Source organism: Williamsia sp. D3, from assembly GCF_000506245.1.
Taxonomy (GTDB): Bacteria; Actinomycetota; Actinomycetes; order Mycobacteriales; family Mycobacteriaceae; genus Williamsia; species Williamsia muralis.
The window spans coordinates 103,122-118,568 of the sequence record NZ_AYTE01000045.1 but is presented as its reverse complement, the minus strand read 5'-3'; the positions used below and the strand labels follow the sequence as shown (position 1 = coordinate 118,568).

Here is a 15,447-nt window from a genome sequence, read left to right as displayed (position 1 = left end):
GCTGCGGTCCCAGCCCCTCCACCTGATCCTGCGCCCGCGGTCCCCGGCCGGGTTCGAGCAGAGGTCGTCGCAGCGCCGGTCGCGCCGGCCCCGTTTGCTTGTCCGGCAATCGGTGACCCGAAAGCCCCGTTGAGCGGGCCGGGTGTTGATCCGCCGGCATGTGCAGGCTCGGTTTGGCCCACGTCACCGAGTGAGAGCGGCTTGTCTTCTACCGGGTCGCCGCGGAAGGTCTCTTGTCCACCTGTGGGGCCCCCGGGTGCAGCGGGACCTGCTGCGCCCGCCGTGTTGTTGCCGCCACCGACTCCTCCTAGTAGCCCTGAGTTGTCGCCGCTGCCCGAACTGCTGCCGTTGAGGCCGGCTGGATCGGTGTTGATCGGCTGGAAGTCTGCGCCCAGCTGTGGCAGTGGTACTCCGGTGTATTCGGGTAGCGAGCCGTTGGCGCCGATGACCGGGTTGCTGTAGATGTCGGTCATCGTGGTGGCCAGTTCGGATTGCTGCAGCACCTGCCGAGCAACGCTGGCAGCGTTGCCGCTGTACTGGGCGTCGAGGTCTGCGACGCTGCCTTGTGTCTGCGAAAGGATTTTTGAGATGACCGAGATCTGGTCCGCTATCTGCATTCCCACCGATGCGGAGTCGTCCATATGACGAATCGCATCCATCGTCGCGTGCCGCGAGCCGGTGACCGACTCCCCGTGGAACTCCCCTTCGGGATACAGCCGTCCTAGCGTGGCGTAGTAGGTGTCCGACGCTGCCCTGATCCTCGCCGCAATCAACCTGATCGCCTCAGCGTCTGCTTCCGCCGAACTCGGCGCCATGCTGGCGCACACCGACCGCATCTCGTCGATCGCATGCCCGAACCAGTCCGTCTGCCCAATTGGCTTAGGCGCCATGAACTCCCCCGATTCACCTAGCTAGTGCTATACGCCCAGTAGTGCCGTTTGCCTCGCCGGCGCCTTCCCAGGCGACTCGCTGACTTTAACTCCAAAGCCATGTCCGTTACTCATACTCCGTTGCGGGCTTTAGCCAGGAATCTTGTCGATATATGCGCGAGTGAAGTCTTCGACGAGTTTGCAAGCGTCAATTTTTTGACCCTCATCAGACGTCGACGTGACGACGTTAGTAATTACAGCAGCAGAAAATGACTGGACGTAGGTCGAGCAAGCTCTGCTCCGTTCGTGATTTGCCTCGAACAAACCAACGATTCGACCGTTGATATCAATGTTCGGCTTCCACACATTTTCTACGGTTCCCGCGCGATACTCAGATAACGACCGAGAATTAGTAACCAGATTACTCAACGAGAACCGTTTGGGCATGAACCAGCTACAGCCACGAATGCCTTGGCCGTTCACGATTGCAGCATCCTCGATAACCGTTGGATCGATTTGGAATCGTTCGAGCTCTTCACCCGAGAATGAGACACAAGGCTCGTAGGGCGAGCCGTTGTTGGAATCGTTCCATCGATCCGGAAAGGGGTTCTCGAACGGGAGCGGAATCGGCGTTCCAACGCTTTCCGTGGTCACTGTTGGCGACTTTGTCGAAGCCACGTCTGATGACAGAACCTCTGAAGCGGCGACTGCGTCCGTAGTTTTGTCGTCTAGGCTGCATCCAGCAAGTAGCACCAGGGCGATTGACGCTAGGAGCCTACGTCGCATTGCGAAAACTCTGTTCTGAGTCACTGTCACTAACTGCGAGTTCGGTCCCAGCGCCTCGGCATTGCACCGCCAACTGCCTTAAGTAGAGGGTCTCAGAATTAATCGCACCTTTGAAGGAACTAGGCCCTTCCCCGTATAGAAGCAACCTTAAGTTCTCGACAATGCCGACGCCCTCACTGCAAGAGCCCGCCCAGTTTGTGGCCAGCACGTCCCTCAAACGGCCACCCTCTTGGTCAAGCACAGTTGCAAACGCCTCAGCGGCTCTTGCCAGCTCATCCCACTGCGCACCGGTGAACTTCACTTCGTCTGTCACAGATCACTCCCCCGTTAGACCCTCGCTCGGGGTTAGACGTTAGCCGGTCCTCGGTGGTTCCGTCCGATCCGTCCGAGCTTGGTGGATGCACGACTGTTCGGCTGGTCGTGCTGGCTCCGGCTGTAGCCACGTTGGGCCTTCGAGCATCGAATGCCAACCGCCGTCTCGCGCGACCCGCACGGGTACGCCTTCAAGGACTGGTCACATCCCCGCAGCCAGCCGCACCCCTCGTCAACGAAATTCAGTCGCAGCTAGTGGTCCGGTTGGTCGACCGGGCTGTCGCAACCATTCGTGTCGTCGTCTTGGCTCTCCGTCGACTCGGCCCGGTTGTGTTGCTGGAGCTGCATACGTTCTTGGCGTTCGTTGAGTGCCGCTTGGCGTTCGGCGATGATGTTCTGCCATGCCGCCTCGACGGTGTGGTCAGCGTGGTGGGCCCGGTTGATCCGCGGTTGTTGGTCGGGGTCGATGTACTTCGGTGGGATCCACGCCACCCGGCCCGTATCGGGGCCGTCGGTGACCATCACCGTCTGCCACTGATCCTCGCCGGGCCCGATCATCGCGTGATGCGGAATGCACGCCGGGGCCAGCACGTCGATGTCAGTCAAACCGCCATCGGCCCAGGCAGTGGTGTGGTGAATCTCAGTCCACGAGATCGGGTTACGACAACCCGGACTCGTACAGCCTCGGTCTTTGGCGAACAACGCCATCCGCTGGCCTTGCTGTGCAGTGCGTTTGGCGCGGGCGAAGTAGAGTACGTCGGCCGAGTGGTTGGCGAACACTGCCAGCGACCAATCCGCCCGGGCGGCGAGTTCGACAGCGTCCTTGACCGGCATATCAACGCCGGAGGCGGTGCGGGCAATGCCTGCGGCCTCATCAAGCTGTTGTTTGGTCATGGTGATGATGACCTGCACTGGTAGGCCACGGTGGGAGGTACCGAGCAGTTTGTACTCGAGGATGGTCTTGAGGATCGCTTTGAATGCATCGTGCTGGCGCTGAGCCCTGCTGCGGGTATCGCGCCCTGCAGCAGCTTCGATGATGGCCGCATCGTGGGCGGGGTCGTCGACCGCGCCAGACGGTGAGTTGGGGTCGTCGGGATTGTTCATACCCGGTGCGGCCCATACATCCATGACAGTGCGAAATAACGCCAACGTTGCCGGGTCGAGATTGCCACTGATTTTGGCCATCATGTCCAGACCTTGAGGACCATCAGACAAACCCCGGTTACGTTTGCGGTCAGCGTCGTCGGTGAGTGATCCGTCCGGATCGACCCGGGCCAACACTTCCCGACCACACACCTCGAGTTCGGTGGGAGTGGATATGCGGGCGTTGTCGGTCATCCACGCATCGACCACGTCATACACCTCGGGCGCTGACTTGTGCGGAATCTTGTCGCGGACTTTGAGCATCACATCCATGTGCGCCAACCCAATCGCACCCTCGGCCAACGCTTCGGCGGCGACCGGACACTTCGGCGGCAACGGCTGCCCCTGCATCGACAACAACACACCAGCAGCATCAAGTGCCTTCAACCGCGAGGAAGCATCACCACGAGACACCCGCAACTCACTCATCACAAACCGATGCAACGTCGAATGACCAGCCTTACGAAACAAACCTCGATCATTCACCTCCTGCAACCGCTTGAGGCCCTGAAACGTCAGTGCCCGAACCACTCTCTCGTTGACCCGCACCAACTCAGCAACCTGCACATCATCAACATCAGCTGCTGACGCACCAGCAATCCGCTGCAGCACCGCATCGAGATCGCGATACAACCCCACCAACACCGGCATTGGCGGTGGATCCACGGTCACCGAATCACTCATCGAAAAGCCCCCCCAGCCTGTCGAACGCTTAGGACAATTCTATCAGTGGAACTCGATTATGTCGAACACATGTTCGACTACCGAGCAGGTCGCACCAACTCATACGCAACCGCCAACCGCCGCACCCCTTCCGCCAGTTGATCAGCAGGAAGAGTGGCGAAACTCAGCCTGAGACAGTCCCCGAAGTCGGCGTCTACAGCAAACGCGGCGCCGGGGACAAAGGCCACGCCGGCATCAACCGCAGCAGACAATAATTCCGTCGTGTCGATTCCGGGCAGTCGAACCCAGCAGAACATGCCCCCCTCAGGAGCCGTGAACTGAGTCGCCTCGCCAAACGTTTGCTGCAGTGATTCGGTCAAAGCAGTTGCCCGAGAGGAATACTCGGAGCAAACATCAGCGATGTGTCCGGAGAACCACTCTCGGTCGGCCAGCAGATCCGCGACCATCAACTGACTGAAGGTAGACCCACACAGATCAGCCCCCTGGCGCAGTCGCTCCACCAATGCGACCACTTCGGGCGGGCCGCTCATCCATCCCACCCGCAGCGCAGGCGCAAGGACCTTGGATGCGGTACCGAGCAGGACCACCCGATCGCTGTGCGCAGCAATTGGTCTCACCTCCGCGCCCGAGAAACGGAGTTTGCCGTACGGATCGTCTTCCACCACCACGAAGCCGAACTCGTCGGCCAACCGGGCCAACTCCACCCGATTATCCTCAGACGCGCTCACACCGCCAGGATTGTGGAAGTTGCTGACAGTGTGGACTATTCGCGGGCGCTCACCGTCTCCCAGCCACTCCCTGAGCAAGTCGACATCAATTCCGCTCGGCGTGATGGGCAGGGCACGAACCCGCGCCCGCACCGACTGGAACACCTGAAGAGCTCCCACGTAGACAGGGTCGTCCACGATGACCAGATCACCTGGATCGACCAGCGCGTGCGCCAGCAAGAACAACGCCTGTTGCGACCCGTGCGTCAGCAACACGCGCCCAGGGTCGTCGGTGCCGGTGTATTCGGCGACAACCTCGCGACACGACGACACACCGGCGCTCACGGTGTACTGCAGGGCGGTCGGGTCCGCGATGATCCGGGCGGCCGACTCCGCGATCCGTTGCGCGGGAATGAGTTCCGTTGCCGGAAGCCCGCCCGCCATGCTCAGCACATTCGGCTGTTCGGTGAGCTTGAGCAGGTCACGGATCGCCGACCCGCGCACGTTGGCGAGTGCGTGCGACGCTTCGTACCGAGGACTGAGGACAACCATTCGATTCACTCCAACACATTCTGAAAAGTACGAGGACAGAAGGTGATGAGTGTGGTCACCGAGCAGGGCACGTCAGGTCAGCGCCCACACCGTACGTTAGCGGGCGTGACCGAAATGTGAAACCAGTTTCTCAGACAGTGAGACTGGCTAGTCGAGGTCGTCGTGTCGAACCAACTGGCGCGCCGCCTCGGTCACCGATCCGGACAACGACGGATACACCGAGAACGTGGCAGCCAGGTCACTGACCATCAGCTTGTTCTGCACCGCCAGCGCGATCGGCAAGATCAACTCCGACGCATTCGGGGCCACCACCACGCCACCGATCACCACACCCGTCGCGGGTCGGCAGAAGATCTTCACGAAGCCGCGCCGCAACCCGCTCATCTTCGCGCGCGGGTTGGTGGCCAACGGCAGCATCACGGTGCGGGCCGGGTACTCCCCCGAGTCGATCGCCTGCTGGCTCACCCCGACGGTCGCGATCTCCGGGCGCGTGAAGATGGCCGAGGCGACGGTCTTGAGCTTGATGGGCGTGACGCCCTCACCGAGTGCGTGGTACATCGCGATTCGGCCCTGCATGGCGGCGACAGACGCCAGCGGCAACAGACCCGTGCAGTCGCCGGCCGCGTAGATTCCGGGCACACCGGTCCGCGATACCCGGTCCACCTGGAGATAGCCGCCTTTGGCGAGTTCGAGCCCGACGGCCTCGAGACCGAGGTGGTCGGTGTTGGGGACCGAGCCCACCGTCATCAAGCAGTGCGACCCCTCCACCGTCCGGCCGTCGGACAAGATCACCTTGATGCCGTCGGCCGTGCGTTCGACCTTGTCGGCGCGCGCGTGCTTGACCAGCTTCACGCCGCGTTCGGCCAACACGTCCTCGAGCACAAGGGCGGCGTCCTCGTCTTCACCGGGCAACACACGGTCGCGGCTGGACACCATCGTGACGGGAACGCCCAGCTCGGTATAGGCGTGGACGAACTCGGCACCGGTGACACCCGAACCGACCACCACGAGGTGCTCCGGGAATTCGTTCAGGTCGTACATCTGGCGCCAGGTGAGAATGCGCTCGCCGTCGGGCTGCGCGTCGGGCAGCACCCGCGGCGACGCGCCGGTTGCGATCAACACCACATCGGCGTCCAGGACTTCCTCGGCGCCGTCGGATCCATCCGGGTTGATCGTTGTCGCGATCACGCGGTGCCGGCCTCGTCCCGACTCCTGCTCTCCGAGCTTCGCGCGACCCGCGACGATTCGAACGCCCTCGGTCAGCAGCCGCGACCGGATGTCGGACGACTGCGCGAATGCGAGGTCACGCACCCGCTGGTGGATCTGCGGCAACGACACCAGTGCGCCGTCGTAACGAAGGTTGATGCCCAGGTCGACGGCCCGGCGGACCTCGGTGCGGATACCGGCGGACGCGATGAAGGTCTTCGAGGGAACGCAGTCCCAGAGCACGCAGGCACCACCGATGCCGTCGCTGTCGACCACAGTGATGTCGGCCCCGTAGCTGGCCGCGGCAAGCGCCGACTCGTAGCCGGCGGGTCCGCCGCCGATGATCACGATCTTGGTCAATTCAGCTCAACTCCCTGAAGATGTCGGGTGCCCCGAGCGGCGGGCTGCCACGTAACGAATCTAGTCGATCTGCAGTCCTGCTTTCCCGATGGGCGGATGACCATCTAGGCTCCTCCCCGTGCCCATCTACGCCGCATACGGCTCGAACATGCACCCCGAGCAGATGCTGGAGCGTGCTCCCCACTCGCCGATGGCGGGTACCGGATGGCTGACGGGCTGGCGGCTGACCTTCGGCGGCGGCGACATCGGCTGGGAAGGTGCTCTGGCGACAGTCACCGAAGACCGCGACAACCCCGACGCTCGCGTGTTCGTGGTGCTCTACGACGTGACCGAGGACGACGAATCCAGCCTCGACCGCTGGGAAGGCTCCGAACTCGGCATACACCGCAAGATCCGGGCACGTGTGGACACCGCCGACGGTCCCGTGCTGGCATGGCTGTACGTCCTCGACGCCTTCGAAGGCGGCCTGCCCTCCGCTCGCTACCTGGGCGTGATGGCCGAGGCCGCCGAAATTGCGGGCGCGCCTAGCGATTACGTTCACCAGCTGCGACTTCGCGAGTCCCGCAACGTGGGTCCAGGACCCGAGTAGAGACGACCGGGGCCGGCGGCGTCAGCGCATGGTCTGGCCGGCAGCGAGTACGACTCCGGCCAGGGCCCGAACGCCGATGGCCAGGGCCCGCTCGTCGAGATCGAAGTTCGGCTGGTGCAGATCTGTCTGCGGCCCGTGCCCGCTCCAGACCCCTAGTCGGGCCATGGCGCCCGGAACGTTCTCCAGGTACCACGAAAAGTCTTCGCCACCACCGGATTGTGCGGTCTCGGCCAACGCCTCGGGACCGATGTTCATCACCGATTGCCGCATCATTTCAGTGGACATCGGGTCGTTGACCACCGGGGGGACACCGCGTTTGTAGACCAGGTCGTACCGCACGCTGAGCGGAGCGAGTAGTCCCGAGATGATCTCGCGCACCATCGGCTCCAGCAACGCCCACGTCGCGTGGTCGCCGGTGCGAACGGTGCCGCGCAACCGGCCTTCCTGCGGTATCGCGTTCGGCGCGTCGCCGGCATGCGCCGACCCCCACACCATCACCGTGCTGGTTCGTGGGTCGATACGCCGCGACAGCACGCCCGGCAGGCCGGTGATCACGGTTCCCATCGCGTAGACGAGGTCGGCGGTCAGGTGTGGGCGCGAGGTGTGCCCGCCCGGCGAATGCAATACCAGCTCGACGTGGTCTGCCGCCGACGTGATGGCCCCTGGCCGCAACCCGACCTTGCCCACTTCGAGCTTGGGGTCGCAGTGCAGGGCAAAGAACTGGCTGACGCCCCGGGTGACACCGGCAGCGACCGCGTCCACCGCGCCGCCGGGCATCACCTCTTCGGCGGCCTGGAACACCAGCCGCACTCCGATCGGGAGATCGTCCATCGAGGCGAGCGCCTTGCCGACGCCCAGCAGGATTGCGGTGTGCCCATCGTGACCGCAGGCGTGGGACACACCCTCCACCGTGGAGGCGAACGGTTGCCCGGTGCGCTCGGCGATGGGAAGGGCGTCCATGTCCGCACGGAGCCCCACCAGCGGGCCTGCCGGCCCGAGATCGCACACGACGCCGGTTCCCTGAGGCAGGATGCGCGGCGAGAGACCTGCGCTGGTCAACTCGTCGAACACCACCCGAGTGGTCCGCAATTCACCCCGGGACAGTTCGGGGTTGGTGTGGAAGTCACGACGCCACGCCACCAGCTGCGCACTGTTCTGCGCCAGCCAGCTGTCCAGCTCCTTGAGGAAACGTTCCGGATCCACTCTCTGCCCACTCATGTCGAATACACACTCATCATCGATTGCCCACGATCTGCGATTTGCTCATCATCTGCGGTCTCTGACCGATCCGTCTCTCATGCGCCTCCAGCAGCTCATCGCGCCACCGGCCGTCGAGCGCCGCCGTTGCTGCGGTGCGCGCCAGCGCGATTGCCCCATCGACCACTGCCTGGTCGGCTGAGGCCGACGCCGCCGCGGCGGCGAACTCCACCTCGTGGGTCCGGGCCCCATCGCTGTCGATACCGATCAGCGGGTGAATCGACGGCAGCATGTGACTGATGTTGCCCATGTCCGTACTACCCAGTGGCCGAACGCCTTCGACGGAAGGAGGCAGCACCTCACGACCGAGATTGGTGATCGCGTCGCGGTACGCGTCGAGTAGGCGCGGGTCGTGCCTCAGTTCGAGATAGGTCGGCGACACGGTGGACACCTCATGGGTACATCCGGTGGCGATGGCCCCGGCTGCAAAACAACCTTCGGCGCGCTCGGCCAGATCCAACAACGATGCTTCGTCTCGCGCACGCAGGTAGTAGAGCAACTCACTGTGTCCGGCAACGATGTTCGGGGCGCTGCCCCCGACACTGATCATGCCGTGCAGCTGCTGTCCACGACGCAGGTGCTGACGCAGCAGCCCCAAGGACACCTGAGCGATCGTGGCCGCATCCGCAGCGTTGCGTCCACGCTCGGGCGCGGCGGAGGCATGCGACTCGACGCCCGTGTAGCGAATCGCCAGATCCGCCAATGCCAATGAGCTGCAAGCGACTTCGTCGGCAGTCCCGGGATGGACCATCAAAGCCATTGCCACCGAGTCGAAAACACCGGCCTCGGCCATGGCGATCTTGCCGCCACCGGTCTCCTCGGCGGGAGTACCGAGTACAAGCACGGTGATGCCGAGCTCGTCCGCGATCTCGGCGAGGCCGCGCGCGGCTCCCACCGCAGCGGCCGCGATCACGTTGTGACCGCAGGCATGGCCGATTCCGGGCAGCGCGTCGTACTCGGCACACAAACCGACAACGAGGTCCCCTGAGCCGTAGGCTGCCGTGAAAGCTGTGGGCAGATCGGCCACACCGACGTCGACGATGAAGCCGTGATCGTCGAGCAGATCGGTGATCTTGGACACGCTGCGATGCTCGGCGAACGCCAACTCGGGCTCGGCGTGAAGCGAATGGGACAACTCGACGAGGTCGCCGGCGACCGCGCGCACCGCACGGTCAGCTCGTTTCTCGATCTCCGCCATCAGGCCATTCTCTCACCCGTGGCCACCGTGGTCCGAACGGAGTTAGCCAATCAACGATGCCGGGGTGGGGCGCTCGAGGTCGGTCAACAGTGGCGCACGAAGACCCTGCTTGATCACGGCGAGTGTGGGCCCGGCCACGGCAGCACGTCCGGCCGCGACACCCGATGCCTCCGTGAGCAGGTCGTCGATGGCAGCGGCCTGTTCGACGATGCCTGAATCGACGGCCTCGAGGGCGCCGTACCGACGTCCCGTGGTCATCGCCTCGATGGCTGTCGCGTCGGGCAGGCGGGTCCGCAGCAGCGACGCCATGCCCGTGGTGAACGGCATCCCGAGAAGCACCTCGGGTAGCGACCAAAACCCCCGTTCGGTGCGCATGACACGGTGGTCGGCGCACAGTGCGAGCATCGCGCCGGCCCCGAACGCGTGACCGTTGATGGCTGCGACCGTGGGCAGCGGGAAAGTGAGCACTCGTACGTAGAGAGCGTGCACGCGGTCGAGGTACGCGGGGAGTTTGTCGGCGTTGGCGCCGATGTAGTCCACGTCCAGTCCGTTCGAGAAGAACTTGCCGGCACCAGTGATGACCAGTGCGCCGGGGGTCGAGGTGGGCACCTCGTCGAGCAGCTTGTTGACGGTGTCCAGCCAGTCCATGGTGAACCGGATCTCGGGATTGGCCTCGCTGGCCTCGGTCTCGCCGGCGCCCAGGTGAAGGGTGTGCACGACGTCGGCGGTGGTCACATACGGCATGCGGTGACCATATCGCCTTAGGGTTGAGCCCATGGCAATCGACGGCGCAGACGTGGACCCCTCGACCGATCACAGGGCAAGTGCTCAGACCGCGGCTGCTGCCATCGCGCAGCAGACAGGCCTCGACAACCACGACGTGGCGGTGGTCCTCGGCTCGGGGTGGGCGCCTGCGGCCGACGCGCTCGGTGCGGCCGAGACCAGCATCCCGATGGCGACGCTGCCCGGTTTCACCCCTCCCAGCGCTGAAGGTCATTCGGGCACCGTCCATTCGTTGCACATCGGCGACAAATCGGTTCTGGTGTTGCTCGGCAGAACACACGCGTACGAGGGCCATCCCCTCGCGAATGTCGTACATGCCGTCCGGACAGCTGCGTCTGCCGGCGTCCGAACCCTTGTGCTCACCAACGCCGCCGGTGGACTGCGCTCCGACATGACCGTCGGTCAACCCGTTCTGATCAGCGATCACCTCAACCTCACCGGCCGCTCGCCGCTGGTCGGCGCGCAGTTCGTGGATCTGGTCAACGCCTATTCGCCGCGGCTCCGCGGGATCGCGCAATCCGTCGATCCCTCTCTCGCCGAGGGTGTTTACGCAGGGCTTCCCGGGCCGCACTACGAGACACCCGCCGAGATCAACATGCTGCGGGTCATCGGTGCAGATCTTGTCGGGATGTCCACCGTTCACGAGACCATCGCGGCCCGAGCGGAAAAGCTCGAGATACTCGGCATTTCCCTGGTCACCAATCTCGCTGCGGGCATCACCGGCGAGCCCCTCGACCACGAGGAAGTACTCGAGGTCGGCCGCGCATCGGCGACGCGGATGGGCCACCTCCTGGCCCAGGTGATCGAGAAGATCTGATCGTAGGATGAGCCACCTCGACAAGGTGCAGGCCTGGATCGACGCGGACCCGGACCCGGCCACCCGCCGCGAACTGCAGACCCTCGACTCCGATTCGATTGCCGAGCGCTTCTCGGACACATTGCATTTCGGCACCGCAGGACTGCGCGGCCCGGTTCGCGCGGGACCGATGGGGATGAATGTCGCAGTGGTCACGAAGGCGACAGCAGGCGTCGGGCAGTGGCTCATCGACCATGGCCATCACGGCGCCGCGGTTGTGGTCGGCCGCGACGCCCGGCACGGATCTGAGCCGTTCTTCCACGCGACAACCGAAGTGCTTGCCGCACAGGGTTTTGATGTCGTTGCGCTCCCCGATCCCGGCCCGACACCCCTGGTCGCCTTCGCCGTTCGCGATCTCGGTGCGGCTGCAGGGATCCAGATCACCGCATCACACAACCCACCCGCCGACAACGGCTACAAGGTGTACCTCGACGGTGGCGCCCAACTGGTCCCGCCCGCCGACAACGAGATCGAGCAGCTCATCGGTCACACCGGCGCCGCAATCTCGATCGCCCGTATCCCGGTGGACCCGGACTCCCGCGCCGACGCGAACATCGAGAGGTACCTGGCACGCCTCGGGTCGCGCTTCGGCACGCGACGCAGCGATCTCAAGGTCGCGCTGACCGCCATGCACGGTGTGGGTGGCGAACTCGCGGTCGAAGCCCTGCGTCGGGCCGGTTTCACGAATGTTGTTGTGGTGCCCGAACAACAACACCCCGACCCCGACTTCCCTACTGCGACCTTCCCCAACCCCGAAGAACCCGGAGCTGCGGATCTCCTGCTGGACCTCGCCAGTGACATCGACGCCGACCTGGCCATCGCTCTCGATCCGGACGCTGATCGCTGCGCGGTCGGGGCCCTGGTCGAGGGCTCGTGGCGGATGTTGACCGGCGATGAAACGGGCGCGCTCCTCGGCGCCGACATCCTCGCTTCCCGCAACACCGTGGCCGGAACCGGGAGCAGCCCGCTGGTTGCCAGCACGATCGTCTCCGGCAGCTTGCTGAGCAAGATCGCCGCGGCCGCAGGTGCACGCCATGCGACCACCCTCACAGGCTTCAAATGGCTGGTCCGCGCAGGCGAGGGACTCGTGTACGCCTACGAAGAAGCCATCGGCCACTGTGTGGACCCGGACGCCGTCCGGGACAAGGACGGCATCAGCGCCGCAGTGGCACTCTGCGTACTGGCAGACGATCTCGCCCGGTCCAGCCGAACACTCGCCCAGCGCCTTGACGAGCTGTTCGAACTCCACGGCGTCCACACGACCGGTCAGTATTCGCTGCGGGTCGACGACCTCGATCGGATCGCAGAGATCATGCGGTCGCTGCGGCACGCTCCGCCTTCTGAGCTCGCGGGGGTTGTCGTTGCGATGGAGGATTTTCTCTCGAGACCGCCATCGCAATCAACAGACGCAGTGCAGTTCACCGGCACCACCGACACCGGAACGATCCGGGTGATCGCACGGCCGTCGGGTACCGAACCAAAGCTGAAGTTCTATCTCGAGGTGACCGAATCTCCCGGACGGCCGCTGGGCGATGCGCACGCGGCTTCCCAGCGACGATTGGCGCAGCTGACCGACGAGGTGTCGGCATTGACCAACGTCGGCCAGCGGTAGGGTGAGCGCGTGAGCGGCAACTTCTACCCGACTCCCCCGCCGAGATCACCGTGGGCTTCTCCTCTGGTCATCGGCGCTGTCGTGGCGGGCGTCTTGGTCCTGGCGCTCGCGGTAGTCCTGGGTTTCCTCTTCATCCCCGCGGACGAAAAGTCCTCGGCGTCCGACAGCAGCACCACGGCGCCGCCCCCGACCACAACGCAGCAGGTGTCGACGAAAACCGAAACGGTGACCGCGACGACGCCTCCGACCACCACACCACCGACGATCTCGACGCCGCGGGCCACGCCCACGGTGCCGGGCACCGACTGGCAAGGTTTCGTCAGCGGGCCCCGCTGCAACGCGGCCGGCGATCCGGCGGTGATGATCGGCCAGACCGCGCGGTCGAATGTTGTTGTCTGCCAAGTCGGTACCCAGGTCGGCCGCTACTACTACAAGGGCCTCGCGGACGGCCAGAGCACCGAGCTGCAATTCCCCACCCGGTCGGGTGATCAATTCGTCGCCGTCAATGTCGACACCACTTACGAGATGACGCCCGCAGCCCTGACCATCTCGACCAACGGTTCGGTGGTCGCTGCCGAGCCGATGATCTACTACTGGACCAACTGATCTCGTGGTCGGTCCCAGCTCTCGTGAGGTGCTTCACGCCGCACACATCGATGTGGTGCGCGGCGGGCGATTCCTCCTGCGCGACATCACCTTCACCGTCCACGCCGGAGAACATTGGGCACTGCTCGGACCCAACGGCGCCGGTAAGTCGACGCTGCTGAACATTCTCGGCGCGTTCGGTCATCCGACCCGCGGCACGGTGGACGTGCTCGGTCGCCGCCTCGGCCGGGTGGACATGCGCGAATTGCGCACGCACATCGGACACGTGGACCCGCGGCACCGATTGGATCTGCCGTTGTCGGCTCACGACGTGGTGCTCACCGGCCTCACCAACACACCCGAACTCGATCGCAGGCGTATGTATACCGCCGACGAGAACAAACATGCCGACGAACTTCTCGAGCTGCTGGGGATGTCGGACCGCCGAAAGTCGGTGTGGACGCTGATGAGCCAGGGCGAACGGGGCCGGACACTCATCGCGCGAGCTCTGATGGCACGCCCCTCGCTGCTGTTGCTCGACGAGCCGGCAACGGGTCTTGATCTCGCCGCCCGGGAACAACTGCTCGGGAGCATCGATCAACTGCGCCGCGAAGTCGTCGATCTCGCCAGCGTTCTGGTGACCCATCACCTGGAGGACCTGCCCACCAGCACCAGCCATGCCCTGCTCTTGCGTGACGGCCTCACGGTGGCGTGCGGCGAGGTCGACGACGCCCTCACCACCGACACCATCAGCACCTGCTTCGACCATCCTGTACAGGTGCGCCGCGACGGCGGACGATGGTCGGCACGCAGTCACCCCTAGGAGAACCGGAGGAACCAACCGTGTCCGCAGCGTTCCCGCCGATCACCGGCCTCCATCACGTGAGTCTCACCGTGAGCGACGTCGACCGGAGTATCACCTGGTACCAGGATGTGTGCGGATTCCGGTTACGGCGACGCCACTCGAGCTACAACCTGAAAAAGGCCCTCCTCGCCCACGAATGCGGAATTCAGGTGGTACTCAACGGTCATGGGACCGACGCCATATCGGGTCGCTTTTCGGAGTTCCGTTGCGGTCTGGACCACCTCGCGCTCGCGGTCTCCGATTTGCGCGCACTCGAGCGCTGGCTGGCCCATCTGGACGCCGCGGGCGTCGAGCACAGCGGGATCGCCGTCGGCTCCACCGGCCACCTCATCGCTTTCCGTGACCCCGACGGCATCGCGCTCGAGTTCTACACGGTCTGACCGAACTGCCCGACCCCGCGCCGGAATGCACCGGCTCGAGCTCCGGTCAGCGTGGCCCGAACTGGCGATCCCCGGCGTCGCCGAGCCCGGGTGTGATGTACGCGGCGGCGTTGAGCCCGTCATCGACTGCTGCGGTGACCAGGCGCACCGGATAGCCCGATTTCTCCAGCGCCTCAACACCTTCCGGCGCGGCGACGACGCACACCGCAGTGATGTCGGTGGCCTTGCGCTGCACCAGCAATTCGATCGTGTGCAGCATCGACCCTCCGGTGGCAAGCATCGGGTCGAGCACGAAAACAGGTTGGCCGGTCAGATCGTCCGGCAGCGACTCGAGGTACGGAACCGGCTGGTGCGTCTCTTCGTTGCGGGCGATCCCGACGAACCCCACGTTCGCTTCCGGCACCATCGCATGCGCCTGTTCCACCATCCCGAGGCCTGCACGCAGAACGGGAACCAACAGCGGCGGCGCTGCGAGACGCACCCCCGTGGTGGTGGTCACCGGCGTCGTGACCGGCACCTCCGCGACCCGCGCTCCCACCAGCGCCTCGTAGATCAGCATCTGGGTGAGGTCGGCAAGTGCGCCACGAAAGGCGGCGTTGTCGGTTCGCTCGTCGCGCAACGTGGTCAGCCTTGCGGCGGCCAATGGATGATCAACAGCTCGGATCTGCATTGACCAACCATACGAGGGAACCGCCACGCCCGG

14 protein-coding genes and 1 pseudogene are annotated in these 15,447 nt (G+C 64.5%); 6 read left to right on the top strand and 9 right to left on the bottom strand.

All coding sequences use genetic code 11. The features are described from left to right. From W823_RS0130695 to W823_RS52600, 5 genes and pseudogenes are all read right to left on the bottom strand, one after another. Positions 1–890: pseudogene (locus W823_RS0130695) on the bottom strand (hypothetical protein); the annotation flags it as partial. 129 nt (positions 891–1,019) lie between these two features. After that, complete coding sequence (locus tag W823_RS57505) at positions 1,020–1,655, bottom strand: DUF3558 family protein (protein ID WP_081729905.1); 636 nt, start codon at positions 1,653–1,655, stop codon at positions 1,020–1,022. A gap of 564 nt (positions 1,656–2,219) precedes the next feature. Then, complete coding sequence (locus W823_RS52610; protein ID WP_081729904.1) at positions 2,220–3,794, bottom strand: HNH endonuclease signature motif containing protein; 1,575 nt, start codon at positions 3,792–3,794, stop codon at positions 2,220–2,222. A gap of 77 nt (positions 3,795–3,871) precedes the next feature. After that, positions 3,872–5,053 carry a PLP-dependent aminotransferase family protein gene (locus tag W823_RS52605; protein WP_031333328.1) on the bottom strand — a complete coding sequence of 394 codons (1,182 nt, stop codon included), beginning with the start codon at positions 5,051–5,053 and terminating at the stop codon, positions 3,872–3,874. Between the two features lie 147 nt (positions 5,054–5,200). Next, complete coding sequence (locus tag W823_RS52600) at positions 5,201–6,619, bottom strand: NAD(P)H-quinone dehydrogenase (protein ID WP_023962163.1); 1,419 nt, start codon at positions 6,617–6,619, stop codon at positions 5,201–5,203. Between the two features lie 118 nt (positions 6,620–6,737). On the opposite strand from W823_RS52600, the gene W823_RS52595 reads away from it, so the two are divergent. After that, positions 6,738–7,208, top strand: a complete 471-nt coding sequence (locus W823_RS52595) for a gamma-glutamylcyclotransferase (RefSeq protein WP_023962161.1) — start codon at positions 6,738–6,740, stop codon at positions 7,206–7,208. A gap of 21 nt (positions 7,209–7,229) precedes the next feature. Here W823_RS52595 and W823_RS52590 read toward each other — a convergent pair whose 3' ends face one another. The 3 genes from W823_RS52590 to W823_RS52580 are packed head-to-tail and all read right to left on the bottom strand — an operon-like array spanning position 7,230 to position 10,407. Beyond that, complete coding sequence (locus W823_RS52590) at positions 7,230–8,426, bottom strand: amidohydrolase (RefSeq protein WP_051406681.1); 1,197 nt, start codon at positions 8,424–8,426, stop codon at positions 7,230–7,232. A gap of 16 nt (positions 8,427–8,442) precedes the next feature. Beyond that, positions 8,443–9,663 carry an amidohydrolase gene (locus W823_RS52585; RefSeq protein ID WP_023962157.1) on the bottom strand — a complete coding sequence of 407 codons (1,221 nt, stop codon included), beginning with the start codon at positions 9,661–9,663 and terminating at the stop codon, positions 8,443–8,445. Positions 9,664–9,705: 42 nt separating this feature from the next. Continuing rightward, entirely contained in the window at positions 9,706–10,407 is a 702-nt protein-coding gene (locus W823_RS52580; protein WP_023962155.1) for an enoyl-CoA hydratase/isomerase family protein, read from the bottom strand. A gap of 52 nt (positions 10,408–10,459) precedes the next feature. On the opposite strand from W823_RS52580, the gene W823_RS52575 reads away from it, so the two are divergent. The 5 genes from W823_RS52575 to W823_RS52555 are packed head-to-tail and all read left to right on the top strand — an operon-like array spanning position 10,460 to position 14,744. Next, positions 10,460–11,263: a purine-nucleoside phosphorylase gene (locus W823_RS52575; RefSeq protein WP_031333325.1), complete on the top strand. Its 804-nt coding sequence runs from the start codon at positions 10,460–10,462 to the stop codon at positions 11,261–11,263. A gap of 7 nt (positions 11,264–11,270) precedes the next feature. Beyond that, positions 11,271–12,914, top strand: a complete 1,644-nt coding sequence (locus W823_RS52570) for a phospho-sugar mutase (protein ID WP_023962151.1) — start codon at positions 11,271–11,273, stop codon at positions 12,912–12,914. A 9-nt stretch (positions 12,915–12,923) separates the two neighbouring features. Further along, a complete protein-coding gene (locus W823_RS52565) occupies positions 12,924–13,520 on the top strand; it encodes a hypothetical protein (RefSeq protein ID WP_023962149.1) in 597 nt (198 codons plus the stop codon). 4 nt (positions 13,521–13,524) lie between these two features. Next, a complete protein-coding gene (locus tag W823_RS52560) occupies positions 13,525–14,322 on the top strand; it encodes an ABC transporter ATP-binding protein (protein ID WP_023962147.1) in 798 nt (265 codons plus the stop codon). A 20-nt stretch (positions 14,323–14,342) separates the two neighbouring features. Further along, positions 14,343–14,744, top strand: a complete 402-nt coding sequence (locus tag W823_RS52555) for a VOC family protein (RefSeq protein WP_200866411.1) — start codon at positions 14,343–14,345, stop codon at positions 14,742–14,744. Between the two features lie 46 nt (positions 14,745–14,790). Here the strand turns inward: W823_RS52555 and upp are convergent, their stop codons facing one another. Next, a complete protein-coding gene (gene upp, locus W823_RS52550) occupies positions 14,791–15,414 on the bottom strand; it encodes a uracil phosphoribosyltransferase (protein WP_023962143.1) in 624 nt (207 codons plus the stop codon). Positions 15,415–15,447: the final 33 nt, after the last annotated feature.

Coding starts and splice junctions, on each gene's coding strand:
- W823_RS52610 (WP_081729904.1), bottom strand. CDS start 3,794: ATGAGTGATTCGGTGACCGTGGATCCACCGCCAATGCCGGTGTTGGTG.
- W823_RS52580 (WP_023962155.1), bottom strand. CDS start 10,407: ATGCCGTATGTGACCACCGCCGACGTCGTGCACACCCTTCACCTGGGC.
- upp (WP_023962143.1), bottom strand. CDS start 15,414: ATGCAGATCCGAGCTGTTGATCATCCATTGGCCGCCGCAAGGCTGACC.
- W823_RS52590 (WP_051406681.1), bottom strand. CDS start 8,426: ATGAGTGGGCAGAGAGTGGATCCGGAACGTTTCCTCAAGGAGCTGGAC.
- W823_RS52605 (WP_031333328.1), bottom strand. CDS start 5,053: ATGGTTGTCCTCAGTCCTCGGTACGAAGCGTCGCACGCACTCGCCAAC.
- W823_RS52570 (WP_023962151.1), top strand. CDS start 11,271: ATGAGCCACCTCGACAAGGTGCAGGCCTGGATCGACGCGGACCCGGAC.
- W823_RS52585 (WP_023962157.1), bottom strand. CDS start 9,663: ATGGCGGAGATCGAGAAACGAGCTGACCGTGCGGTGCGCGCGGTCGCC.
- W823_RS57505 (WP_081729905.1), bottom strand. CDS start 1,655: ATGCGACGTAGGCTCCTAGCGTCAATCGCCCTGGTGCTACTTGCTGGA.